Raw genomic sequence first — 24,522 nt, 5'->3', positions numbered from 1 at the left:
CCGCGACGGTACCTGGCGTGTGTCTTCCCAACTACGTCTCGAGCGGTTCCGTCCCGAGTCGTCGCTCGAGGAAGTCGTCGAGCACGCGGAACAACCGGATCTTCTGGTCGATGTCCGAGGAGGCGTGGCCCTCCTCACCGAGTTCGACGTACTCGAAGTCGCCGTTTTCGCCCCCCTCGGAGCCGAGTTCCTCGAGTCGGTCACGAAAGAGCCGGGCCTGTGAGACCGGGACGCGACTGTCGGTGACGCCGTGGACCATCAACAGGGGTGCGTCGAGGTTCTCGGCGTGGGTGATTGGACTGCGCTCCTCGTACAGGTCGGGGTTCTCCTCGGGCGTGCCGAGGTTCTTCTCCATCAGTTCGGTCCGGAAGTGGGGCATCGTCGTCTCGAACATCTCCACGAGGTCGGTGAGGCCGATCCAGGCGATGCCGGCGTCGTAGTAGTCGGGATACTGCACCAGCTGCCAGTACGCCGAGTAGCCGCCGTAGGAGCCGCCGAAGACGACGACGCGATCCTCGTCGATCCAGTCGTGCGTCTCGAGAACGTGCTCGAGTCCGCGGGCGATATCGGCCTGTTCGGCCCCGCCCCAGTCGTCGTACAGCTCCCGGACGAACGAGCGTCCGCGGCCGGTCGAGCCGCGGTAGTTCACCTCGAGCACGCTGTAGCCTTGGCTGAGCAGAAACTGCGTGTAGAGGCTGAACGACCGCTGGTCGGCCGCCCGCGGCCCGCCGTGGGGTTTGACGAGCAGCGGCGAGGGACGCTCGCCGGAGTCGTACAGCAGCGCCTCGATCTCGAGGTCGGTCGCGGGCTCGAGCTCGACTGCGGCCTCGGTGCCAGCGACGCCGTTGGATTCGAACCGGAAGTACTCGGCGTCGACGAACCGGTCGGGGTCGAGGTCGCCGTACTCGGCTGCGAGCAGGACCTCGACCTCGTCGCTCTCGCGGGTCGCCGTGCTCCCCGCTCGACGGTTCGAGGCCTGGTCGGCCTCGCGCTCGAGGTCGTACGCGAGCAGTTCGGGTCGCCGGTCGGGCGTCGTGTGGGTGATGAGGACGCGGCCGTCGGCGAGCACTGCCTCGCCGTGTTCGGCGATCGTCGAGACGCCCTCGGGGAGGTCGAACTCCCGCGACTCGCCGGTCTCGACGTCGTAGACGACCGGCACCACCGCCGCCCGGCGCGTGCGCTGGGCGAGGAAGCGATCGCCGTCGGGGAGCCATTGGACGGCTTGCTCCTCGTACTCGAGGTCGCCGAACCAGGTCACCTCGTCGGCTGCCAGGTCGTAACTCCCGGCCCGGCCGAGGTCCTCGCTGTTGTCCGTCACGAGCAGCCGATCGCCGTCCGGGTGCCAGTCGGCGACGACGACCTCGGCGCCGGTCTCGCCGATCTCGAGCCGTCGGGGATTCGAACCGTCCGCGTCGGCGACGTACGCATCGAGGTTCTCGTAGTCATCCGTTTCGTTCGTCACGTAGGCGATCCGCTCGCCGTCGGGCGAGAGCGAGCCGCCCCACACCGCGCGCTCGTAGTCGGTGACTTTCACCGTTTCGTCAGTTTCGAGGTCGTGACGATAGAGGTTCATCTGGCCGCCCGCGCTCGAGGCGACCAGCAGGGCTGTCTCGTCGGCGTCAGAGAGGATGGTCTGACCCTCGAGTTCGACGACCGCCTCGGCCGCGCCGTCGCGGTCGATCGCGTGAACGTCGTTCTGCTCGTTCCCATCGTCGTCGAGGTGGAAGTAGAGCCGATCGCCGTCGACTCCCCACCTGATCCACCAGCGGGCGTTTCGGGGAACTTCGCCGTCGCTGACTCGCTCGAGTTCGCCGGTTTCGACGTCGAGGACGTGGAGTTCGTTCCGGCCGGGGCCGTCGTAGTAGAGCGCGACCTCGGTGCCGTCCGGCGAGACCGTCGGGTGGTGAAACGTCGGCAGGCTCGCGAGTTCGGTGAGGACGTCGTTCGATTCCGACATGTCCGCCGGTTCTTGTACGATCATCATAGGTCTTTTACATGCGGAATCGATTACCGGGGCTGCGATCGGCGTCCGGCCCGCTCGATGGCCGTTCCACCAGCCGGGAGTATCACGATCGAAAGTAGTTTCGCCGTCTAACTCGACGATCGGTCGAGATGTCACCGAACGCGCGAGACGGGCGAACAGGCGAACCTCGAGCCGATCGAACGGGGCTGCTCCACCACGTCGAACTGTACGCCTCAGACCTCGAGGCGTCCGCCGAATTCTGGGGGTGGTTGCTCGGCGAACTCGGCTACGAGGAGTATCAGTGCTGGGAAGACGGGCAGTCCTGGAAACGTGGGCCGACGTATCTCGTCCTCGTACGCGCCGACGAACGGTTCCGCGACGCGGAGTACCACCGCCGTCGGCCGGGACTAAACCACCTCGCATTTCACGCATCATCGCGCGATCACGTCGACGAGCTGACTGACGGGTTGCGAGCGCGTGGCGCACCGATCCTCTACGAAGACGACCACCCGTACGCCGGCGGTACGGACCACTACGCGGTCTACGCCGAGGATCCGGAACGGATCAAAGTCGAGGTGGTCGCCCCGTCGACGGACGACTGATCGCAGCTCCCGTTCCCCGAAGGTTGAACTACGAACCCGACCGAGTCCGTACCATGTACGCTGTCGTCGGCTGTAGCGAGTGTTCGTACCTCTGGATCATCGAGGGGCGCTCGGAGACGACCCAGTGTCCGCGCTGTGGCTCGCGCAAAAAGTACGAAAAGCGAAAGAAGTTCCTCGAGACCGAGGACGCCGACCACGCCCGGGAGGTCCGGGCGTCGATGCTCGCGAACCGACAGGGCCACGGCGAGGCCTTCGCCGAAGTCGACAGCTTTGCCGACCTCGAGTCGCAGGTCGCCGACGGCGTCGTCGACGACGAGGCGTACCTCGAGGGGTCGGGGCTCGACGTCGCGGAGCTCGAGGCCGCAGGCGAGCGCGACCCGCGCGGGTCGTCCCGAAGCGGGAGTCGAAAGGAGATCGTCGAGGAGGCCCTCTCGACGCTCGATCGGCCCACGGAGGCCGAGGTGATCGAGTACGCGGGCGAGCGTGGGGTCCCCCGAGAGTACGTCGAGTCTGCGCTGGAAAAGCTCACTCGCCGCGGTGCGGTGAGCGAGAGCCGCGGGCGGTATCGGCTCCTCTGATACCGACTCACGACGGCCACGATGAGACCTGGTGATCGCCACGGCTTTACCCGCCCGGTCGGTACTCGAGGTGAATGACGGAGACGGTCGACGTGCAGGGAACGGCGATCGGGATCGGCATCCTCGCCGCCGCCGCCGTGATGGTGTACGGGACGGTCGTGAGCGAGACGGTCGTCGGGGTCGACACGACGACGATCGCGACGTGGGTCTTCGCCGTGACACTCGCCGTCGTCTCGCTCGCCCACGCGTTCGTGGGACACTACGCCCTCGCCGGTGGCCACGGCGGGGCAGCCGTCGGCTTGCTGTTCGTTCTGCTCGGCACGGGCGCCCAGGTCGCCATCGGGCTGCTCGTGCTCGTGCTCTCTGGCGCCTACATCGCCGTGGTGACGCTGCGGCTCAAGCGTGAGGCGACCGCAGTGGAGTGACCGCAAGCGAACGGATCGCTCACAGCACCCCCAGAGCGCGCGCGACCGTCAGCGAGAGGACGATCACCGTCAGGACGGCCTCGAGCACCAGCAGGTACCGGTACGCGCGCTGCGACTCGAGCGGCGGTGGTGAATCGTGGCTCATGAGTGGCGCGCCCGTCGGTACTCACCAAACGGACGCGCCACCGACTACCGTCCGGTGGTAAAAATACCATCGCCAACAGCGGACGGTGAAAGTGAAAGTGAACGCGAAGTCAGCGCTCGAGTTCGGCCGGCGAGTCGGTCGCGATCCAGCAGTCGGGGTCGTCGCGGTCGCGAAGCTCGAGGAAGCCGTCCTGGCTCACCACCATCTCGTATCTGTCGTCCATGCTGTTCTCGACCCGACCGGAGCTGCGACCAAGGTAATCGGCGTCGTACCCGGTTCGAACGGATCGGTAGGAACACCGTACCGTCAGTTTCGGGGCGTGCGAAATACGCTATTACGGGCCGGCCGCTGGAGCCGCCGACGTTCCGCCCGGACCGTCGGGGACCGGCGTCGGTGAGGGGGCAGTGGTTTGCTCCTCGACGCCGTAGGAGGTCGTATGTGTGGCCGGTACACGTTGTTCGTCGAGCAGGCGGACCTCGAGGAGCGGTTCGACGCCGCGTTCGAAGCATCGTTCTCGCCCCGGTACAACCTGGCGCCGGGCCAACGGCTGCCGGTGATCACGGACGCCGCACCGGAGACGGTCCGCCAGCTCGAGTGGGGGCTGGTTCCCTCGTGGGCCGACGACGATGCGAACGGGCTGATCAACGCGCGTGCGGAGACGATCGACGAGAAGCCGAGCTTTCGCGACGCCTACCGCCGTCAGGATCGTGACCCGGCGGCGCCGACGGCTGGTCGCGCGCTCGTGCTCGCGAACGGGTTCTACGAGTGGGTCGAAGCGGAGGGAGAAAAACGGCCGTATCGGGTCGCGTTCGAGGACGACCGGCCGTTCGCGATGGCGGGGCTGTGGGCCCGATGGGAGCCCGAGACGACACAGGTCGGACTCGACGCCTTCGGCGGCGGTGTCGACGCGGACGACGAGGACGGCGTCCTCGAGACGTTCACGATCGTGACGGCGGCGCCGAACGACCTCGTCGCCGACCTCCATCACCGGATGGCTGCCATCCTCGAGCCGGCCGTCGAACGCCAGTGGCTGACCGAGGAGGACCCACGAGCCCTGCTCGAGCCCGTTTCCGCCGCTGAAATGCGTGCGTACCCGGTCTCGACGGCCGTCAACAGCCCGGCGAACGACGATCCATCGCTGGTGGAACCGCTCGAGTCCAGCACTACTTAAATGCCGGGAGAATCTCGGCCATTCGCGCGGTCACGGCCTGTGATACCGAGACACATTCGAACCGAGGGTGGCCGCCTCAGTACGGCGGTTTTCGTCGGTTTCTTCCGACCTTCGACGATACTCGTCTGCTGGAGATAGCGGCACCTTTATGTAGAAGGACAATCATAGATTCGGCTGACTATGAGTCAGCGAATGCAGCAGGGACAGCCGATGATCGTCATGAGCGAGGACTCCCAGCGCGTCAAAGATCGCGACGCGCAGGACTACAACATCCAGGCGGCGCGTGCGGTCGCCGAGGCCGTACGTTCGACACTCGGCCCGAAGGGGATGGACAAGATGCTCGTCGACTCGATGGGGTCGGTCACCATCACGAACGACGGCGTCACCATCCTCAAGGAGATGGACATCGACAACCCGACGGCCGAGATGATTATCGAGGTCGCCGAGACCCAGGAGGACGAGGCCGGCGACGGCACGACGACCGCCGTCGCGGTCACGGGTGAACTCCTCAAGAACGCTGAGGACCTCTTAGAGCAGGACATCCACCCGACGGCCATCATCAAGGGCTTCCACATGGCCGCCGAGAAGGCTCGCGAGGAGATCGACGACGTCGCGACCGAGATCGACACCGACGACGAGGAACTGCTCAAGAAGACCGCCGAAACCTCGATGACGGGCAAGGGTGCGGAGGTCAACAAAGAGCACCTCGCCCAGCTCATCGTCGACGCCGTCCGCCAGGTGACCGTCGAGACCGAGGAGGGCGAGCGCGTCGTCGACCTCGAGTTCCTTAACATCGAGACCCAGACCGGCCGCGGCGCCGGCGAGTCCGACCTGCTCGTGGGTGGCATCGTGGACAAAGATCCCGTCCACGACAACATGCCCACGGAGGCGACGGACGCGAACATCCTGCTGCTCAACGACCCCATCGAGGTCGAAGAGACCGACATCGATACCGAGGTTTCGGTCACGGACCCCGACCAGCTCCAGCAGTTCCTCGACCGCGAGGAGCAGCAGCTGCGCGAGAAGGTCGACCACATCGTCGACGTCGGCGCCGACGTCGTCTTCTGCCAGAAGGGCATCGACGACCTCGCCCAGCACTACCTCGCCAAGGAGGGCATCCTGGCCGTTCGCCGCGCGAAGAAGTCCGACCTCGAGTTCCTCTCGGAGGTCGTCGACGCGGCAGTCGTCTCCGACTTAGAGAGCGCGACCGAAGACGATCTCGGATTCGGTGACGTCACCCGCGACGAGGAGGACGAGCTGTTCTACGTCGAGGGCGAGGACGCCCACGGCGTCACGCTCCTGCTGGCCGGCTCCACCGAGCACGTCGTCGACGAACTCGAGCGCGGCGTCCAGGACGCCCTCGACGTCGTCGCCCAGACCGTCACCGACGGCCGCGTGCTCGCCGGTGGCGGCGCGATCGAGGTCGAGCTCGCCTCGCGCCTGCGCGACTACGCTGACTCCGTGTCGGGCCGCGAGCAGCTCGCCGTCGAGGCGTTCGCCGACTCGCTCGAGCTCGTCCCGCGCGTGCTCGCCGAGAACGCGGGCCTCGACTCGATCGACCTGCTGGTCGACCTCCGTGCGGCCCACGACGACGGCGACGTCCGCGCCGGCCTGAACGCCTGGACGGGCGACGTCGAGGACACCTTCGAGGCCGGAATCGTCGAACCCGCTCACGCCAAAGAGCAGGCCGTCACCTCCGCTTCCGAGGCCGCAAACCTCGTCCTGAAGATCGACGACATCATCGCTGCCGGTGACCTGAGCACCGACGGCGACGACGAGGAGATGCCCGACGCCGGCGGCATGGGCGGCATGGGCGGCATGGGCGGCGGCATGGGCGGCATGATGTAACTGCCGGCCAGCAAGTCGCTTCACTCCACGTCGAGCGGTTCACGGTACGCATCGAAACCGATCCGTTTTTTCGCCGCGACCAACGCGTCGAGCGCAGCGTCCAGCGTACGTCGGCGGTCACGTCCACGACGCTATTGCGGTGACCGAACGGGGCCGTTCGGGAGGCGGCGAATGCGGCGCAGGCCCACGAGTTCGTCGTCGGGCTAACACGCGCGCATGGGCGTAAGACGTCAACACTCCCGGAGGTCAGCGCCAGCGAATCGCACTCTCTCGGCCCATCCTCGCCGATGCGGCGGTCGACGTGCTCGCCGACGGGGGCGTAACCGATGACGGAGATTCGGATGGCAATCTCCAGTACGGCACTCGAAAGGCGGCTGACGCCGCGTCGAGAAGCAGCGGTTCATACTGCCGGACAAAACGGTTCACACATCGATCGCACGCGACCGGCCGTCAGCGAGTCCGACGGCCGGTCACAGCGCGATCGAGTGTTCACTGACTGTTGTCCAGTAGTATCAGTCCTCGTCGATCTCGAGTTCGAACTGTTCGTTCTCGGTGACCGTGTTGAGCACGACGCTCGTGTTCGACTCCTTGATGTCGGGGTCGGTGATGAGCGCCTTGATCTGATCGTTCATGCCATCCGTATCCGTGAACTTCCCGACGGCGATCACGTCGTAGTCGCCGGTGACCTCGTAGACGCTGATCATCTGCCGGTGCTCTGCGAGGCTGTCGGTGATCTCGGGGAGGGCGTGGCCCTCGACTTTGAGCTGGATGATCGCCGTGACGTCGTACTCGAGTTCGTCGTAGTCGACGATTGGCGTGTAGCCCTCGATCACTCCCTGTTCCTCGAGGTCGGAGAGGTGATTCGAGACGGTCGTCACCGAGACGTCGAGTTCCTCGGCCAGACTGCGAAGGCTGGCCCGCCCGTCGCCGAGAAGGGCATTCACTAACTTCGAGTCCAGATTTTCGTACGTCATCACGTTCACTCTCTCACCCCACCCATTAGAACTTTACGAATATCCAGTTTCAGTCCGCTTAGAGAAGATTTGCTCGGAACAGCAGGGTTTTAGTGGCTCGGATAGTTGAATGAGACGAGCATAAAATGACAAGCGGAAACCTAACTACGGCAGAACAGGACGTGCTGGACCAGATCGAGGAGGAGGGCGTTGACTTTCTTCGGCTACAGTTTACGGACATTCTCGGCGTGGTAAAAAACGTTGCCGTTCCCGCCCGGCAGGCCGAGAAGGCGTTCACCGAGGGAATCTACTTCGATGGCTCCTCGATCGAGGGGTTCGTCCGTATCCAGGAGTCGGACATGCGCTTAAAGCCCGACCCGGAGACGTTCGCGATCCTCCCCTGGAGGGCCAACGAGGAGAGCGCCGCCGCCCGGATGATCTGTGACGTCATCGACACCTCGACCGGCGAACCGTTCGAGGGCGACCCGCGCTACGTCCTCAAACAGGCGATCGAGCGCGCAGAGGAGATGGGCTACACGATCAACGCCGCGCCCGAACCCGAGTTCTTCCTGTTCGAGGAGGACGAAGAGGGCCGGGCGACGACGAACACCGCCGACCACGGCGGCTACTTCGACCTCGCACCCAAGGACTTAGCGAGCGACGTCCGTCGGGACATCATCTACGGCCTCGAGTCGATGGGCTTCGAGATCGAAGCCAGCCACCACGAGGTCGCCGAGGGTCAACACGAGATCAACTTCGAGTACGACGACGCGCTGACGACCGCGGACAACGTCGGCACCTTCCGGACGGTCGTCCGCGCCATCGCGGCCCAGCACGACCTGCACGCGACGTTCATGCCCAAACCCATCCCCCGGATCAACGGCTCGGGGATGCACACCCACATCTCGCTGTTCGACGAGGCCGGCGAGAACGCCTTCCACGACGACGACGACGAGTTCAATCTGAGCGACACCGCGAAATCGTTCCTCGCGGGCGTCTTAGAGCACGCTCCCGCGATCACGGCAATCGCGAACCCGACAGTCAACAGCTACAAGCGCCTCGTGCCCGGTTACGAAGCGCCGGTCTACGTCGCGTGGTCCGACCGCAACCGCTCGGCGCTGATCCGCAAGCCGGCCGCCCGCGTCCCGGCGGCCTCCCGGATCGAACTGCGCTCGCCCGACCCCTCGTGTAACCCCTACCTCGCGCTCGCCGTCATGATCCAGGCCGGCCTCGAGGGAATCGAGAAAGGCCTCGAGGCGCCCGACCCGGTCCGTGAGAACATCTACGAGTTCGACGAAGCCAAACGCGAGGAGTACGGCATCGACACGCTGCCCGAGAACCTCGGCGAAGCCGTCTCCGCACTTGAAGAGGACGAGGCGATGCTCGACGCGCTCGGCGAACACGTCGGACCGAAGTTCATCGAGGCGAAAAAACACGAGTTCGGCGAGTACCTGGTCGACGTCTCCCAGTGGGAACTCGACCGCTACCTCGAGACGTTCTAATCGCTCGCCGTTTCGGCCGACCCTCGCTGTCTTTTACTGCTGGCGAACGAGGGAAGCGAGACGACGACTACGGCAGCGACGGCGCCCACGGCGAATCTGACGACGATCCCATCGGTGAGCACGAGCACGAGCGCGACGAGCGCGAGCAACCCGATCCCCGAGAGCGCCAGGGTGGCACCGTGCAGGTTTCGCGGCCACGGCTGCCGTGGTGGCGCGGCGAACTGCCAGGCGAAGAGGCCACCGAGCGCCCCACCGAAGAGGGTGGCTGCGTCGGCGTTGCCACTCACGACGAACGAGATCGCTGCGATGCCAGCGGCGAGGGCGAACGCGACGGTCCCCGATCGGCGATCGTCCCGATCACTCACGCGGCCGATCACGAACAGGACAGTTGCCAGGTAGCACACGCCGATCGCGGCGCCAGCGACGACGTCGGCGGGGAAGTGGACGCCGAGGACGATCCGTGAGAGCGATACGAGGATCACCATCACCCCGGCGACGACGGTCCGCTGTCCTCGAGTCCCGACGTCGACCTCGAGGGCGAGCAATCCCCAGACGATGACGGCGGCGAGCGCGTGACCGCTCGGAAAGGCCGACGTGTCGACTTCGACCAACAGCCCGTAGATCGGGGCGACGAGCGTCGGGAGGCTCTCGGGCGTGACGGCCGGGTCGACGGCGGGTCGCGGGACGTCGAAGTAGGCTTTCGTGGCGGTCATGACGGCGTATCCGCCGATGACGACGCCGAGCCACGGCGCGGACCGATGTCGGTCACAGTACCAGTAGGCCAGGACGACGACGGGGGCGACGAACCAGACGCTCCCGAAGGACGAGAGGATGGCGAATACGAGGGCGGTCCACTCCGGGAACGCGTCCCTGACCGATTCGACGACTGCCGGATCGGTCCACGTTCGCATGGCCGTCGGCTATTCGTAAGATTTCCGCCTGTAAAATTCCCGTGGCGGCTGATGCAGCGTGGCGTCTCTCAGGACCGCCGCTCGCCGATTCGGTCCCGGAGCCGACCCGGAACGCCGAGCAACGACAGGCCCGTCCCGAACAGCACCATCAGGAGGTAGACGCCGAGCACCGACGTCCAGACGACGAACATCGCGACGATCGCTGCCCAGCCCTCGAGGAAGTAAAACGCGCCGAGAGCCAGCACCGTCCCGTACAGCAAGACGAGGTACGGCCCCCAGCCGCGGGCGTGTCCGCGGCGGGCCCGACGGCGGACGTACCGCTTGAGTTCTGACTCGAGAGACTCCTTCTGGACGGTGCGGCGTTCGACGTCCGCCTCGAACGACTCGAGTTCGTCGCGCAGGCGTTCGATCTCTTCCAGCAGGACTTCGGGGTCGTCCGCCCGATCACGCGTGCGAGCGCTCGCCCGAGCGTCCGCCGCGGTGCGGTCGTCCACGGCGGAGTCGTCGGCTGACGTCTCGTCGGGCCCCGTGTCGTCGTCGGTCATCGCTTCCGTTCGGACCTGTCGCGCGCCGGGACTTTGTAGCTGCCGGTCCTGATCCCGGCCAGCGAGGACGGCGTTGAGCACGGCCCCGAGCACGACGACGATCGACCCGAAGTACAGCCACGTGAGCACGAGGAAGACGCCACCCAGCGCGCCGTAAAACGCGTAGGTCCCTGCAAACGCCGTGTAGAGGCTGAACGTCCGGCTGAGGATCGTCCAGCCTAGCGCCGCCAGCGCCGCACCGGGGAGCGCCTCTGCGGCCTCGACGCCGGCGTCGGGAAAGACGACGTACAGCGGGAGAAACACCACGAGCAGCGTCACGAACAGAAACACCGGCCCGAGCAGCCCTAGCACGCCGGTCGTCGTCGCGCCGACGATCGCCTCGACGCCGCCGATCGCGGCCAGTCCGAGAATGATGGCCCCGAGGACGATCGCCCCGTCGCGAAACTGTCCGACGATCGACTTCGTCGCCGCCGTTCCGTACACCACCGAAAACGCCCGATCGAGCCCGCGAAGAACCCGCGAGCCGGCCCAGACGAGACCGATCGCGCCGACGACCGTCGCTCCGCCGCGGCCGGCGTCCTCCGTCAACGTCTGCTCGAGGACGGCCTGGGCGCTGGGGGTGAGAACGTCGTCGGCCGCGTCGGTCACGAACCTGGCGAGTTCGGCCCCACCGACGAACGTCACGATCGCGAACCCGAGCAACGCCAGCGGGATGAGCGAGACGAACGCGTAGAACGCGACGCCGGCCGCGAGCAGCGTCACCTGCTCCTCACGGGAGATTCTGGCCACGCGACGGACGAACTCGAGTTCGGTCGAACGATCGATCACGGACGCTCCTTCGACGGGAAGGGGGAAATAGTCGAAGTGACGTCACGGTCGCTGAGACCAGACCGCGCTCGAACCCGTTTCCGTGGTGGCGCGTGGGCTGACCGCTAGTCGGTCAGGTTCGCTTCGGTCGCGTCGCGAATCTCGCCCACGCTCGCGTCGGTCTTGAACGTCGTCCCGCCGTAGTGAGTTCGCGAGGCGTCGTAGCCCGCCTCCCGGAGATCCGCCAGGAACGCGTCCATCGCGTTCGCCGGCAGGCCCCACCGCTTGCAGAGTTTGTGCTGGTCGTAGTGGGTCGGCTCGTCGAGTTCGGCCGCGAGCGTCTCGAGGAGCTCCCGCGCTTTCTCGGCGGTTCCGAACTCCTCGGTCACCTGTTCGCGAACCGCGTCGACGAACGCCCGGTCGCGGACGGCTCCGAGCCAGACCGGCCCGGCGACGAGGAGCCGGTCGCTCCCACAGTCGGGGCAGGTCTCGAGCGGCTCGGCGATCAAGCCCGACTGGGCCTCGCGATAGAGGCAGTCCTCACAGTGTGAGAGGTAGCCCAGCTCCTCGAGCGCCGCGTCGGCCGCGGTGGCCCGCTCCTCGAGCTCGAGGTAGGTCCGCACGTAGTGGCTGCTCGCGTGGGTCAGGAGGGGGGTGACGCCGACGTCGTATCGGGCGGCGGTGCGTGCGAGCGCCGAGAGCAAGATTCTGACGCCCATCTCGGCGTGGTAGTCGGTGTTTCGCGGGACGGCGCTGTAGGACCTGATGCCGCTCTGGAAGTGCGCGCCACACAGCGGCGCCGTGTCGGTCGCGGTGACGCAGACGAGGTGGCGACAGTTGGCGAACGCCGCGTCGGCGAACGGCATCGGCGTCCCGTACGGGTCGAGGTCGATCACGTCGAAGCGCGACTCGTGCATGACGGCGTTCGCGTCCCGACGGACGACGGTCGCCGCACAGTCGTTGCGCTCGAGGTTCTCTTGGGCCAGCTCGACCGCCTTCGGATTCCGATCACAGCAACTCACCTCCCAGCCGTCGGCGGCCGCCCGGACCCCCCGAGCGCCGCTCGCGGTCATCGCGTCGAGGTACGACTCCGCCCGTGGCTCGCGTTCGCGGTAGGCTCGCAACGTCGCGATCGTCAGGTCCCGGTTCAGCTCCTGGCGCGGGTTGTAGAAGACCGACGCCTCGACGCCCTCGGTCTGTTCGGCCGGCACCTCGAGGTCGACGCCTCCTTCCGTGACGCGCATGGTGGTGACTCGAGCGGCGAGTGCGAAAAGCGACGTGGTCCGATTCGGACGTCGTTTGCCCGTGATTCTGCGTTCGCTCTCTGATTTCAGAGGGGAGCTGAACGGCAGTACGGTTATTACGCCACGTTACGTGCTGTTACGTATGCCTGTCGACTTCGAGAGCTATCGACCGACGGACGTACCCGATGAGAACACCAACGGTCGACGAATCCTCGAGTTTCTCGCCAGCAATCCCACGAAGGGATACCGGGCCAGTGAGCTCGCGAAGGAGCTCGAAATCCCCCGTGGGAGCGTCGGGACAACCCTGAGTCGACTCGAGGATCGAGGGTTCGTCCGGCACAAGGGGGCGTACTGGGCGATCAACCCGGACGCCTACGATGCACATACGGCGAGCATAATCGGACTGAAAACCGTCGCTGAACAGTTCGAGGGAGACTACTACGACGAAACGCCCGAGTGGGACGCTGACCTCCCCGACCTCAGCGAACAGGAGACTGAGGACGATTCGACGGAGGATAGGTGATGCACGAGCGCGGCGTCGTCGTGGTCGCCGCGGATCCGTTTGGCCACACGCCGCGACGGCCGTACCTGGTCGTCAGCAGCGAAGATCACCCGTTTGCTGGTGACCAGTATATCGCGCTCGGAATTACGACACAATCGTACGCCGAGAGCATTTCGCTCGCCGGTGCGTTCGAAATCGGTGCGCTCGAGCGCGACTCGTTCGTCTCACCGTGGGCTGTCGTCTCGCTCCGAGACGCCGACGTGGACCGAGCGATCGCTCGTGTGACTGACGAACTGACTGCCACTGCCGTCGAGAAACTGATGCAGTACGTCTAGAACGAAACGGCGTTAGACGCCCGTGCTGTACCGAAGGATCCCCGCGACGCCGCCGAAGGCGTTGTAGAGCTGTTCGCCCTTCTCGAAGTCCGTCGAGATGAACTTCGTCTCGGTGCCGCGCTGTTCGGCGAGCGACATGAGGTGTTCGATAGCGTCCTCGCGGTCCTCGTCGTCGGCCTCGACGTCGGCGCCGCAGGCGCTGCAGGTGTGGCCGGGCGTCGCCTTCCGCCGGTCGATCATCTCCCGGTCGGTGTTGTCACACTCGCCACACTCGTAGGTGACGACGTCCTTGCGGAGGTCCTCGCTGATCAGCAGCCGATCGACCGACCCCATCATCAGGTTCTCGCGGGTCTCTGCGAAGCCGTAGGTCGCGAGGTTGCCGGCGTGGAGTTCCTTGAAGAACTCTTCCATCTGCTGTTTGTCCTTGATGACCTCGGCGTCTGCCAGCGCGTCCTCGGCGTTGTCGACGAGTTCCCGGAGGCCGGACTCGTCGGTGTAGGAGACGTCGAACTTGCCGAGTACCTTGTCCTGGATCTCGTGGTGGAGGTAGTCGCCGTCGAGGAACTCGTCTTTGGTGGGCGAGGGACCGCCGACGAGGATACCCTCGAGGTCGTGGCGCTTGGGGACGAACAGGTCGTTTGCCATCCCGGCGACCTCCTGGTAGAAGTTGTCGATCGCCTCGAGGCGCAGACGGGCGAATCGCTGGGCGGACTGACCACCTTTTCGCTGCTTGCCAGGAACGAGCGAGGAGGCGGACTTGACGGGCTCGATGCGTTTACCCTTGAGCCAGCCGACGTTCGCCTCGCGACGGTCGAGGACCACGAGGCCGTAGAGGCCCTTGTCGGTGAGCATCTCCTCGAGCGGACCGGTGAGGAAGTTCGAGTCGCAGTGATACCGGAAGGACTCGACGGGCTGGGGCGGTTCCTCTAGGACTTTCGTCACCATCTCCGTCTGCCCGCCGCCGGAGTTCACGGCGCCCGAGAAGAGTACCATCCCGTTTTCCGGTGGGTAGGTGTCGTAGTAGCGCAGCCGGTCTTTGATGCTCGTCAGCGCGTCCTGGACGTTCGTCCGGGTCTGCTTCGACTTGATGTTGGCCGCCTCGCTGTGTTCCTGGGTGACGTGGGCGACCACGTCGCTGACCTGGCGGTCGTCGGGCACGTAGATCGTGACCAGTTGCGTCCCCGAGCCCTCGTAGTTCTTGAGATCCTCGATGACCTTCCGGAACTCGTATTTCTTCCGGTCGGACTGTTCCTGCTCGCCCTCCTGGCTCATTAGCTAATACGAACGGTGCCGCGGGTAAGTATCCTTTGACACGGACGTTGACTCGGGGTAGGGTCTCTGGGCTACGGCGGTGCGATCTCCTCGATCGGATGGCGGCTCCCGCGTCCGAGCAGCGACTCGAGCTGATCGCCACAGGAGGTGCCGCTCGCGAGGATCGTCGCCTCACCCTCGAACGACTCCGCCAGCGGCTGGCCCACGTCCATACTCAGCTCGTAGTACGCCCGCTTGTAGCCGAAGCTGCCGGCCATGCCACAGCACTCGACGTCGCTCTCGCGCACGTCGTAGCCCAGTCGCTCGAGGACGGCCACGGCGTACTGGTCCGTGCCGAGGGTCCGCGCCTGGCAGTGGCCGTGGTAGGCGATCTCGCGGCCGTCACCCGCAGTGAGAGCGTGGGAGTCGGCCCCGTTCTCGAGCAGGCCGTAGACGTACTCCATGACGTCGTAGGTCGACTCCCGGAGTCGGCGGGCGGATTCCTCGACGAGCAGCCGGTCGTACTCCCGGCAGAACAGCGCGTGGTCGGAGGGTTCGATCACGACGACGTCGCGGCCGGCGTCGACGTGTTCGGCCAGTCCCGCGTAGACCGCTCGCGCCCGTTCCCGGGCCGTCTCGACCATGCCCTGGGAGAGCGGTGCGCGCCCGCTTTCACCGAGGGGCGGGACCCGGACGTGGACGCCGAGTCGCTCGAGCGTTCGCACCGTCGCCTTCCCCCGCTCCGGAGAGAGGTAGTTCGTGTACGTGTCGGGGTAGACGATCGCTTCCCGGGTGGCATCTCCCGGATCGATCCGGGAGCCACCGCGCCGCTCGAACCACGAGCCGAACGACTCGCGCGCGAACGTCGGTAGCTCCCGCCGCCGGTCGATGCCGACGACGCGCTCGAGCAGGGTCCGGACCGGGCCCGCCGAGGCAAGCCAGTTGGAGACGGGAGCGGTCGTCGAGCCGAGTCTGGCGGCCGTCTCGAAGTTGCCGAAAAAACGCTTCTCGAGCGGGAGCCCCGGCTCCTCGGCGTCCGGACTCAGGCCGTCGACGAGGTGGTCGAAGGCGTCGGGGTCGGCACCTCGATTGAGCCGATCGCGCACGACCGTGTTGATCCAGGGGATGTCGATCTCGACCGGGCAGGCGTTGACACACCGGGTGCAGCCGGTACAGAGGTCGTTGAACGCGGCCGCGCTGTCGTAGCCGTGGACGCCGGCCTCCCAGCCCGTGGCGATCCCGCCCGAGTACGTCTCGCCGCCGAAGGCGTGGCCGCCGACCGACTGGAAGTTCGCACACGCGTTCGAACAGGCGCCACAGCGGATACAGTACAGCGTCTCGCGGAGCTCTTCGTCCTCGCGCATGTCGAACCGGCCGTTGTCGAGCAGGACGAGGTGGAACTCGCGCTCGCCAGCCCCCAGCTCGTCCGCCTCGAAGTCGAGCGTCGGCGACTCCGTCGGCGGGCTGAGCATCGTCACGTACTGGGCGATCGACTGCCCGGTCGCCGCCCGCGCGATCAGCTGGACGAACGGCTCGAGTTCCGCAACCGTCGGAAGGAGCTTCTCGACGCCGGCGACCGCGACGTGGACGTCGGGCGTGACGGCGCTCTTTCGGGCGTTGCCCTCGTTGGTTACGAGGACGATCGTCCCCGACTCCGCCAGCACGAAGTTCGCGCCGGTGACGCCTACGTCGGCCTCGCGGATCCGCTCGCCGAGGAAGTCTCGGGCGAAGCGGGTCAGCTCCTGGGCCGTCTCGAGGGGTTCCTCGAGGTCGAAGTGTGCGTTGAACAGCCGGGCAATTTCGGCCTCGGATTTGTGCATCGCGGGGCCGACGATGTGCGACGGTGTCTCCTCGGCGACCTGCAGGACGAACTCGCCGAGGTCGGTCTCCCAGACCTCGAGCCCGGCTGCCTCGAGGTGGTCGTTGAGTTCGAGTTCCTCGGTCGTCATCGACTTGCTCTTGACGACCGACTCGGCGTCGCGGTCGGCCGCGACGGACTCGACGTACGCGTTGGCGTCCGCGGCGTCCTCGGCGAGATAGACCGAGCCGCCGTTTTCCTCGACTGCCTCGGTCACCCGCTCGAGCAGGTCGGGGAGGTCGGCGATCGCCGCTTCCTTGATCTCCCGGGCCCGGCTCCGATACTCGTCGTAGGCGGGGAACTCGTCGATCGCGTCGTAGCGCTGGCGGTTGAGCAGCGTCGCGTTCTCGCGAACGGCGTCGCCCTCGCTGGCCAGGAGTCGATTGATCTCCTGTGCCCGTTCGTCGTCGGTGTGCGTGTGACTCATGTGTTGGCGACCACGATAACGTGAACTTCACGGGGGCCGTGGACGCCCTCGACCAGTTCCCCCATGTCCGCGGTCGCGCTCACGCCCGTCGCGAACACGACGCTGTTGGTTCCTTCCTCGAACTCGGTCGCGAGCCGCTCGAACGCCCCGGCGACGTCGGGGTAGACGTCGCGCTCGGCGACGACGGCGACGTGTCGCGGCGGGTAGAGACTCACGGGCTCCTCGCCCGCCGGCGTCGAGGGGATCGCGAGCGTCCCGGTCTCCGCGATCGCGAACCGGGCGGGCGTGACGCCTGTCGCCGCTGCCTCGAGTTCGCTCGGCGACGGATCGGAAGCGACGCCGGCGTCCTCGAGCGCGTCCGGCGCGAAGGGAAGCGGAACGCCGACGGCGGGTGGTTCGACCGCGTCGGTGAGCGCTGCCGAGAGCGTCGACGGCGTGGCGCGTTCGGTGGTGACGCCGAGGCCCTCGAGGGACTCGGCCAGCCCCGCCACTTGCTGGGTCTCCATACTGGCTGTGGGTTGTGACTCCCGGATAATACCTCCATCGCCGACGGTCGGTCGATGGAGACAGCGTGTACGCAGGAGGAACGGCGGTCACTCGGCTGGAATGGCGCTCACATAGCAGCGATGTACACTCGGCGGGAACGATGTTTCCTACAGGAGCTGTTTGTACATTGATGGCTGGAGATTCATTATTGTTAAATAATGACCTCGGCTCGGGTCGAGTACTGCTATGAGATTCGTGGATCGTCGCAGAACGTGGGCCGTCGAACCGGATCGCAATCCGGACGGGAGCGCACCGACAGCCCGTGAGAAACCGAATGGGACAGACCGGGGTGAACCGAAATGGCACAGCCGGTAAGCGAGGACCTCGAGTATCCGGCCGAATCCTGGGCGGGATTCTTCAAGAACCACTTCGGGCCGTCGATGCTCTGGGCGCTGATCAGCATCGGCGGGAGCCACATCGTGCTCGCGCCGACGCTCGGGGGCTTTTTCGGTATCTTCGCCGTCTGGATCTTCCTGTTGATCTACGTCGCGAAGTACGGCGGCTGGGAACTGGGAATCAGATACACCTACGGCGTCGGCGGCAACCCCGTCGAGGCCTACGGCGATCTGCCGGGGCCGAAAAACTGGGCGATGTGGGTGTCGGTGTTCATCTTCACCATCCTCTACACCGGGATCACGGCGGCCGTCGGCGTCTCGACGGCGGCGCTCGCGGCGGCGCTGACGCCGCTCGAGTTGCTGCCGGCGTACGGCCTCCTGCTCGCGATTGCGATGGGGCTCGTGCTCGTCTCGCGGTACGGGATCTTAGAGAACGTCCTCAAGGTGTTCACCGCGATCCTCGGCGTGCTGATCGTCCTCGGCGTGTTGTTCGGCCCGCCGTCGACCGACGTGGTCGCCGAGACGGCCACGGGGCTGCCCGAAGGGACCTCGCTCGCGCTGTTCGTCGGCCTGTTCGCCGCCGCCGCCGGCTTCGCGCCGACCGGCCACAGCACGAGCATCCTCATCGGCAGCTGGTCGATGGCCAAAGACGAAGGGGCCCAGGCGCTCCGAAAGCGGGGCGTCGATCCGAACGACGAACGCTACCACGACTACGTCGCTGCCTGGATCAAGACCGGCCGACGGGATTTCAACATCGGCTACGGGTTCAGTCTCGTCATCATCCTCAGCATGGTCGTCCTGGCGGCGAACGTCCTCTACCCGAACCCGCCGACCGACGAAAACCTCGCGATCGTCCTCGGCGACATCCTGAGCGACTCGTTCGGTCCGTGGTCGTTCTGGGCGATGTTGCTCTGTGCGTTCGCCGCGCTGTACTCGACGGTGATCACCCTGCTCGACGGCGCCTCGCGGGCGACAGCTGACATCCTCCCGCTGGCGCTCGAGAACGACGGCCTCGACAGTGAGCGGATCCGAAAGCTCGTCGTCCTCGGGATGGGAATCGGCAGCCTGGTTCCGATCGCCGTCATCGGCGACTTGCCGGTGACACTGATCCTCTGGATCTCCGTTATTCTCGTCATCTTCGAGGTGTTCTTCTATCCGGCGAACTGGTACGTCGTTGAGAAGCGACTTCCGGAGGCGTTCCGCCCGTCGACGACGTGGAAGCTCTACTACGCGATCACCATCGCCCTGGTGGTCATCTTCGCGATCCTGGGTGCCGCAGCCGAACTCGGCCTGATCGGCGTCTAGACGAGAATCGAGGGTGTACTCGAGTTGATGGGTCTCCCGACCCGTGTACTCACCTTTTATGGTGTTTCCGTCACACGGTTCAGATATCCGAATATGTCCCACGAGACGGTGTACGCCATTGCGAGCGGAAAAGGTGGCGTCGGAAAGACGACGGCGACGGTGAACCTCGGGACGACACTCGCACAGGCTGGCGAGCGCGTCGCGATCGTCGACGTCGACCTCGGGATGGCGAACCTCGCCGGGTTCGTCAGTCTGGCTCCCGATTCGACGACGCTCCACGACGTTCTGGCCGACGACGCGTCGGTCGAGGACGCCACGTACAGACTCACAGATAACATCGTCGCCGTCCCGAGCGGTGCGACGCTCGAGGAGTACGCGAAGACCGAACCGGGGCGACTCCGCGAGGTCGTCGAGACGCTCCGCGAAGCGTACGACTACGTCCTGCTCGACGTCGGTGCGGGCGTGAGCCACGAGACCGTCCTCCCGCTCGGGCTCGCCGACGCCGTCCTCCTCGTCTCGACGCCCGAACCCGCGGCCGTCCACGACACCAAGAAAACCATCGAGCTGACCGAGCGAGCCGGTGGCGAGGTGGAAGGAATCGTCATCAATCGCGTCCGTCCCTCCGATGGCATCTCCTACGAAGAGATCGCCGACCGACTCGACGTCGACCTCCTCGCGACGATTCCCGAGGATTCGTCCGTCCGCGAGAGCGCCTTCGCTGGAACGCCGCTGGTCGTCCACGCCCCCCAGTGTCCCGCGTCGACGGCGTACCGCAAACTCGCCGTCGAACTCGCGGATCTCGAGATTTCCGTGGTCGACGCCGACGGTGAGGAAACCGACGACGAGGACGACGGATCGGCCACCGCCTCACACGACGACGTCTCGAGTGCGATCACGGAAGCCGAGTCGAACACCCAGTAGTCGCGCCTCGAGCGGAGTCGCTGTCGACGTCGCGAGAATCGGTTCGAGCGTTCAGAACAGTTCTACATCGAGTTCGGTGCCTCGACGCCCAGCACCGCCAACGCGTTGGCGATCGTGTGCCGGGAGGCAGCAACCAGCGCGAGGCGTGCCTCGCGGACGTCGGGGTCGACGTCGTCGGCGAGCACCGGACACTCCCGGTAGAAGGCGTTGAACCGCTCGGCGAACTCGCGCGTGTAGGTCGCGACGCCGTGTGGCTCCAGATCGTCTGCGGCCTCCTCGATCACCGCCGGGAACCGGGCGATCGTCTCGAGCAAGTCGCGTTCGGCGTCGGTCTCGAGGATGGCGGCGTCGACGTCGGTCTCGAGGTCGGCCGCCGCGGTCTCGAGGTCGAGTCCCGCCTCCTCGAGAATCCCACAGCAACGCGCGTGGACGTACTGGACGTACGGCGCGGACTGGGCCTCGAAGTCGAGCGCGCGGTCCCACTCGAAGGTGATCGCCTTCGTCGGCTGCTTGGCGACGATGTCGTAGCGCACCGCGCCGATGCCGACCTGGTGGGCGATGCGTTCGACGTCCGCCTCGTCTAGGTCGTCGTCCCGGATGCGGTCGTCCAGCCGGCGCTCGACCTCCTCACGGGCGCGGGAAATGGCCTCGTCGAGCAAGTCGTCTAAGTCGATGCCCGTCCCGCGACGGGTCGACATCTTCCCCTCCGGCAGGTTGACGTAGGAGTAGAGCACTTGCTCGAGTTGGTCCGTCTCGTTGCCGAGGAGTCTGAGCGTCGTCCGGAGCTGTTCGGCCTGGAGCTTGTGGTCCTCGCCAAGCACCGTCACCGCGCGGTCGTAGTTGTCGAACTTCCACTCGTGGTGGGCGAGGTCGCGGGTGGGATACAGCGAGGTGCCGTCCGAACGGAGGAAGACGAGGTTCTTCTCGATACCGTGGTCGGTGAGGTCGAGCTGCCAGGCGTCGTCCTCGTAGACGGCCTCCTCGAGCGCTTTGAGCTGGTCGACGAGCTCGTCGGTCGAGCCGTCGAGCATGAAGCGCGTCTCCTTGACGAACTCGTCGAACTCGGCGGGCAGGCGGGCGAGACACTCCTTCATCCCGCCGAGCACCTGATCGACGACCTCGCTGACGCGCTCGTAGGTCTCCTCGTCGCCGTCCTCGAGTCCGCGCATGATCGCGTCGATCTCGGCTTCGGCCGCGGCGACCTCCTCGTCGGGTCCGTCCTCGAGGAAGGCGTTGCCCTTCCGGTAGTAGCGCACGAGGTCGTACTCGATGCGGTCGCGTTCGGGCTCATCCTCGAGGTCGGCCTCGTCGAACGTCTCGTAGGCCCACGTGAAGACGGCCATCTGGCGGCCGGCGTCGTTGACGTAGTAGTGACGGGAAACGTCGAAGCCCGCGAAGTCGAGGACGTTCGCCACCGCGTCGCCGATGATCGGGTTGCGGGCGCGGCCGACGTGGACCGGCCCCGTCGGGTTCGCGCTCGTGTGCTCGACGACGACCGACTCCTCGCGGTCGGGGAGGCGGCCGTAGGACTCGTCGGTGCCCGCCGCGAGCGTCTCGGCGAAGTAGGCATCACCCGGCAGGAAGTTGAGGTACGGCCCCTGGGTCTCGACGGCCGAGACGTACGTCAGCTCGTCGGGGTCGATCTCGGCGGCGACCTGGGCGGCCGCCTGCGGCGGCGCCGCGCCGAGTTCGCCCGCCAGCCGGAAGGCGACGCTCGAGGCGAGCACTGCCTCGACGTCTTCCGGGGGCTCTTCGATCCCGAGGTCGTCGGTCGGGAGCTCGAGGGCCGAGAGCGCCCCGCGAAGGGCGTCCTCGACCTCCGCGCGTAGGGAGAGGAACATACCCGCCCGTTCCCGGGCGGGGAGTAAAGGAATGTCGGGTTGAACCGACGGCGACCGTCAGTTCATCGTATAAAAAGTTACTTCCCGGATTTCCGGCCCGGAACCGGTCGAGTCGGCTTAAAGGGTATCCACCACACAGGTGAGAGTATGACAGAACCCGTGTCACGACGTCGGCTGCTCGCTGGCGGTGTGGTGACCGCCGCGGCTGCGCTCGCGGGCTGCGTCGCAGCCGGCAGCCGAGAGGTACAGGAAGACGAAACCGAGACGTTTGCAGTCGACGACCTCGAGTCCGTCTCCGTCGGCGCCAGGAACGGTCAGCTCACGGTCCGAAGCGAGGACCGAGAGACGATCGCGGTACGCCGGGTGACGAGAGCCGCGAGCGAGGACGACGCCGAAAACGTCTGGCTCGAGTCGACGCAGACGGGCGACCGGCTCGACCTCGCCGTCGAGCGTGAGGACAGTCCCGGACTGATACGGATCGGTCCCAGCCCCCGGATGGATCTCGAAGTGACCGTCCCCGAGGGGTTCGAGGTCGAACGCGCCGCCGTCCGGAACGGGACCGTCGACGTGGCTGACGTCGCGGGACCGCTGGTCGTGGAAGCGCGAAACGGGATCGTCGAGATCCGAGACGTCGACGGCGACCTGACGGCGACGGCCAGAAACGGTACCGTCGACGTCGCGGGCGTCGCGGGATCGTTGACCGCCGAGACGAGAAACGGCCCCGTCGAGTTGGCCAACGTCGCCGGGGACGTCGAGGTGCAGACCCGAAACGGCGAGGTCTCGCTCGAGGTCCCGTCCACGCTCGACGCCGTCATCGGGATCTCGACCCGGAACGGAGAGATCTCCGTCGACGGGATCGACGACCTGACCGCGACCTCGGGAGACTCGTCGTTCCACGGGACGGCCGGCGAGGGCTCCCGTCGAATCGCCCTCGAGACGCGAAACGGGGCGGTGACCGTGCGCGGTCGGGAGTGATCGGAGCGGCCACACGAGTGTGCTCGTAATTCGGCGCCGACTCCCTCGAGGATTCGATCCGCGGACTCGCTGGGACGCTCCTCGTCTTGCAGTCGATCGATCGGGCGTTCGTACAGCCCCTTCCGAAGCTCGATCGAGTTACAGCGCTTCCTTGTACGCCTCGAGCGTCTGTTCGACGTCTTCTTCGGTGTGGGCGTAGCTGACGAACTGCGCCTCGAACTGATTCTGGCTGAGGAAGATCCCCTGTTCTTTCATCCGGCCCCAGAAGATGCGCCGCCAGCGGTCGGTCTCGGCGCGTTTGACGTCGCCGCCGGTTTTCGGACAGTGGTCGTACCGCGGACAGGCCGGTCGCTGTCGACAGCCCGCGTCGCACTGTCCCTCGAGGCTGTCCTTGCGGGGCCCCTCCCGCGTGAAGATCACTTTGAACGTGCTGCCGGCGCCGACGACGGTGTAGCTCGGCGCCTGGTCGGCGAGGATCTCGGTCAGGCCGGATCGCAGGCGCTCGCCGAGTCCGTCGACGTGGTCGTAGACGTCGTTTTCGGCGGCAAACTGGAGCGTCTCGAGGCCGGCGGCCATCGTCACGGGGTGGCCGGAGAAGGTGCCGGCCTGGAAGACGTCGCCCGAGGGGGCGAAGTGCTCGATTATCTCGGCCTTGCCGCCGATCGCACCGACGGGGAAGCCGCCGCCGATCACCTTGCCGAAGGTGGTGAGGTCGGGGGTGACGCCGAAGTGACTCTGGGCGCAGCCGAGGCCGCCGATCCGGAAGCCGGTGATCACCTCGTCGAAGAGCAGCAGGGAGCCGTATTCGGCGGTGAGTTCGCGCAGGAACTCGAGGTAGCCCTCCTCGGGGTAGACGATGCCGTAGTTGGCGAGGATGGGTTCGGTCATCACCGCGGCGATCTCCTCGCCGTGTTCCTCGAAGACCTCGCGCATCGCCTCTTCGTCGTTGAACGGCACCGGGAGGGTGTGCTCGGCGAACGATGCCGGGATACCAGCCGAGGATGGGCTGGGGTTTTCGGCGTCGCCGTCGACGAGCGTCGACTCCTGGGCGCCGTGGTAGCCACCCTGCATGATGACGATCTTGTTTCGGCCGGTGTAGCCGCGAGCGAGCCGAACGGCGGAGGTCGTCGCCTCCGTCCCGGAGTTGACGAAGCGGATTTTCTCGACGCTCGAGACGTGGCGGACGACGAACTCTGCGAGGTCCACCTCGACCTCGGTTGGGGTGCCGTACATCGGTCCTTCGCTGGCTTTCTGCTGGATCACCGCCTGGACGGGGTCGGGCAGGTCGTGGCCCAGCAGCAGTGGGCCGAGTCCCATCACCCAGTCGACGTACCGGTTGCCGTCGGCGTCGATCACGTGGCCGCCGTCGCCCTTCCGGACGAAGAAGGGATACGGCTCGATCGCGGCTCGAACCGCCGAGTTCACGCCGCCGGGAAGCACCGACAGCGCACGGTCGTACAGCGCCTGAGACTGCTCGTCGTTCATACGCGGGCGTTGGCGGCGGGGTGGCAAAGTAGTACCGAGGTTCGACG

At 66.3% G+C, this 24,522-nt stretch carries 22 protein-coding genes; 11 read left to right on the top strand and 11 right to left on the bottom strand.

The window, feature by feature from the left end:
* Nucleotides 1–31: 31 nt before the first annotated feature.
* A complete protein-coding gene (locus NMQ09_RS05200; protein WP_255193385.1) occupies nt 32–1,957 on the bottom strand; it encodes a S9 family peptidase in 1,926 nt (641 codons plus the stop codon).
* Nucleotides 1,958–2,112: 155 nt separating this feature from the next.
* Here NMQ09_RS05200 and NMQ09_RS05195 point away from each other — a divergent pair, with 155 nt between their 5' ends.
* From NMQ09_RS05195 to NMQ09_RS05185, 3 genes are all read left to right on the top strand, one after another.
* Nucleotides 2,113–2,565, top strand: coding sequence for a VOC family protein (locus NMQ09_RS05195; RefSeq protein WP_255193384.1), 453 nt, complete (start codon nt 2,113–2,115; stop codon nt 2,563–2,565).
* A gap of 53 nt (nt 2,566–2,618) precedes the next feature.
* Nucleotides 2,619–3,143: a DUF5817 domain-containing protein gene (locus tag NMQ09_RS05190; protein ID WP_255193383.1), complete on the top strand. Its 525-nt coding sequence runs from the start codon at nt 2,619–2,621 to the stop codon at nt 3,141–3,143.
* Between the two features lie 74 nt (nt 3,144–3,217).
* Nucleotides 3,218–3,568, top strand: a complete 351-nt coding sequence (locus tag NMQ09_RS05185; RefSeq protein WP_255193382.1) for a hypothetical protein — start codon at nt 3,218–3,220, stop codon at nt 3,566–3,568.
* A gap of 19 nt (nt 3,569–3,587) precedes the next feature.
* On the opposite strand, the gene NMQ09_RS05180 is transcribed toward NMQ09_RS05185, so the two are convergent.
* Entirely contained in the window at nt 3,588–3,713 is a 126-nt protein-coding gene (locus NMQ09_RS05180; RefSeq protein ID WP_255193381.1) for a hypothetical protein, read from the bottom strand.
* A 436-nt stretch (nt 3,714–4,149) separates the two neighbouring features.
* Between NMQ09_RS05180 and NMQ09_RS05175 the strand changes: the two genes are divergently transcribed.
* Nucleotides 4,150–4,884 (top strand): SOS response-associated peptidase, encoded by a 735-nt coding sequence (locus NMQ09_RS05175; RefSeq protein WP_255193380.1) that lies wholly within the window; start codon nt 4,150–4,152, stop codon nt 4,882–4,884.
* 180 nt (nt 4,885–5,064) lie between these two features.
* The gene (thsB, locus tag NMQ09_RS05170; RefSeq protein ID WP_255193379.1) at nt 5,065–6,732 is read left to right on the top strand and encodes a thermosome subunit beta; all 1,668 of its coding nucleotides are present in this window, start codon (nt 5,065–5,067) and stop codon (nt 6,730–6,732) included.
* Between the two features lie 512 nt (nt 6,733–7,244).
* On the opposite strand, the gene lrp is transcribed toward thsB, so the two are convergent.
* Complete coding sequence (gene lrp, locus NMQ09_RS05165) at nt 7,245–7,706, bottom strand: HTH-type transcriptional regulator Lrp (protein ID WP_255193378.1); 462 nt, start codon at nt 7,704–7,706, stop codon at nt 7,245–7,247.
* 125 nt (nt 7,707–7,831) lie between these two features.
* Here lrp and glnA point away from each other — a divergent pair, with 125 nt between their 5' ends.
* Nucleotides 7,832–9,187 (top strand): type I glutamate--ammonia ligase, encoded by a 1,356-nt coding sequence (gene glnA / locus NMQ09_RS05160; protein ID WP_255193377.1) that lies wholly within the window; start codon nt 7,832–7,834, stop codon nt 9,185–9,187.
* Here glnA and NMQ09_RS05155 read toward each other — a convergent pair.
* The 3 genes from NMQ09_RS05155 to NMQ09_RS05145 form a co-directional block, all read right to left on the bottom strand.
* Entirely contained in the window at nt 9,184–10,098 is a 915-nt protein-coding gene (locus tag NMQ09_RS05155) for a phosphatase PAP2 family protein (RefSeq protein ID WP_255193376.1), read from the bottom strand. The two genes, glnA and NMQ09_RS05155, sit on opposite strands and share 4 nt — an antisense overlap.
* Before the next feature lie 68 nt (nt 10,099–10,166).
* Nucleotides 10,167–11,471, bottom strand: coding sequence for a YihY/virulence factor BrkB family protein (locus tag NMQ09_RS05150; RefSeq protein WP_255193375.1), 1,305 nt, complete (start codon nt 11,469–11,471; stop codon nt 10,167–10,169).
* 104 nt (nt 11,472–11,575) lie between these two features.
* Nucleotides 11,576–12,694 (bottom strand): tRNA (guanine(26)-N(2))-dimethyltransferase, encoded by a 1,119-nt coding sequence (locus NMQ09_RS05145; RefSeq protein ID WP_255193374.1) that lies wholly within the window; start codon nt 12,692–12,694, stop codon nt 11,576–11,578.
* A gap of 142 nt (nt 12,695–12,836) precedes the next feature.
* Between NMQ09_RS05145 and NMQ09_RS05140 the strand changes: the two genes are divergently transcribed.
* Together NMQ09_RS05140 and NMQ09_RS05135 are read left to right on the top strand one after the other, a co-directional pair.
* Nucleotides 12,837–13,217: a MarR family transcriptional regulator gene (locus NMQ09_RS05140; protein ID WP_255193373.1), complete on the top strand. Its 381-nt coding sequence runs from the start codon at nt 12,837–12,839 to the stop codon at nt 13,215–13,217.
* Nucleotides 13,217–13,531 carry a hypothetical protein gene (locus tag NMQ09_RS05135; protein WP_255193372.1) on the top strand — a complete coding sequence of 105 codons (315 nt, stop codon included), beginning with the start codon at nt 13,217–13,219 and terminating at the stop codon, nt 13,529–13,531. Before NMQ09_RS05140 ends, NMQ09_RS05135 begins: the two co-directional genes overlap by 1 nt.
* A 12-nt stretch (nt 13,532–13,543) precedes the next feature.
* On the opposite strand, the gene prf1 is transcribed toward NMQ09_RS05135, so the two are convergent.
* The 3 genes from prf1 to NMQ09_RS05120 all read right to left on the bottom strand — a co-directional run bounded on the left by prf1 (nt 13,544) and on the right by NMQ09_RS05120 (nt 17,573).
* Nucleotides 13,544–14,803, bottom strand: a complete 1,260-nt coding sequence (gene prf1, locus NMQ09_RS05130; RefSeq protein ID WP_255193371.1) for a peptide chain release factor aRF-1 — start codon at nt 14,801–14,803, stop codon at nt 13,544–13,546.
* A gap of 71 nt (nt 14,804–14,874) precedes the next feature.
* Nucleotides 14,875–17,067: an LUD domain-containing protein gene (locus NMQ09_RS05125; RefSeq protein ID WP_255193370.1), complete on the bottom strand. Its 2,193-nt coding sequence runs from the start codon at nt 17,065–17,067 to the stop codon at nt 14,875–14,877.
* A complete protein-coding gene (locus NMQ09_RS05120; protein ID WP_255193369.1) occupies nt 17,064–17,573 on the bottom strand; it encodes a LutC/YkgG family protein in 510 nt (169 codons plus the stop codon). Before NMQ09_RS05120 ends, NMQ09_RS05125 begins: the two co-directional genes overlap by 4 nt.
* Nucleotides 17,574–17,912: 339 nt before the next feature.
* Between NMQ09_RS05120 and NMQ09_RS05115 the strand changes: the two genes are divergently transcribed.
* Together NMQ09_RS05115 and minD are read left to right on the top strand one after the other, a co-directional pair.
* On the top strand, nt 17,913–19,253 hold the full coding sequence (locus NMQ09_RS05115; protein WP_255193368.1) for an Nramp family divalent metal transporter: 1,341 nt from the start codon (nt 17,913–17,915) through the stop codon (nt 19,251–19,253).
* Between the two features lie 93 nt (nt 19,254–19,346).
* A complete protein-coding gene (gene minD / locus NMQ09_RS05110; RefSeq protein ID WP_255193367.1) occupies nt 19,347–20,174 on the top strand; it encodes a cell division ATPase MinD in 828 nt (275 codons plus the stop codon).
* Between the two features lie 62 nt (nt 20,175–20,236).
* Here the strand turns inward: minD and argS are convergent, their stop codons facing one another.
* Entirely contained in the window at nt 20,237–22,015 is a 1,779-nt protein-coding gene (gene argS, locus NMQ09_RS05105; RefSeq protein ID WP_255193366.1) for an arginine--tRNA ligase, read from the bottom strand.
* 147 nt (nt 22,016–22,162) lie between these two features.
* Between argS and NMQ09_RS05100 the strand changes: the two genes are divergently transcribed.
* Nucleotides 22,163–22,990 carry a DUF4097 family beta strand repeat-containing protein gene (locus NMQ09_RS05100; RefSeq protein WP_255193365.1) on the top strand — a complete coding sequence of 276 codons (828 nt, stop codon included), beginning with the start codon at nt 22,163–22,165 and terminating at the stop codon, nt 22,988–22,990.
* Nucleotides 22,991–23,128: 138 nt separating this feature from the next.
* On the opposite strand, the gene hemL is transcribed toward NMQ09_RS05100, so the two are convergent.
* Nucleotides 23,129–24,475, bottom strand: a complete 1,347-nt coding sequence (gene hemL / locus NMQ09_RS05095; RefSeq protein ID WP_255193364.1) for a glutamate-1-semialdehyde 2,1-aminomutase — start codon at nt 24,473–24,475, stop codon at nt 23,129–23,131.
* Between the last annotated feature and the right edge of the window lie 47 nt (nt 24,476–24,522).

The sequence above is a fragment of the Natronobeatus ordinarius genome (genome assembly GCF_024362485.1).
Taxonomy (GTDB): domain Archaea; phylum Halobacteriota; class Halobacteria; order Halobacteriales; family Natrialbaceae; genus Natronobeatus; species Natronobeatus ordinarius.
The sequence above is the reverse complement of the archived record's forward strand: the minus strand, read 5'-3'. Positions and strand labels throughout refer to the sequence as shown.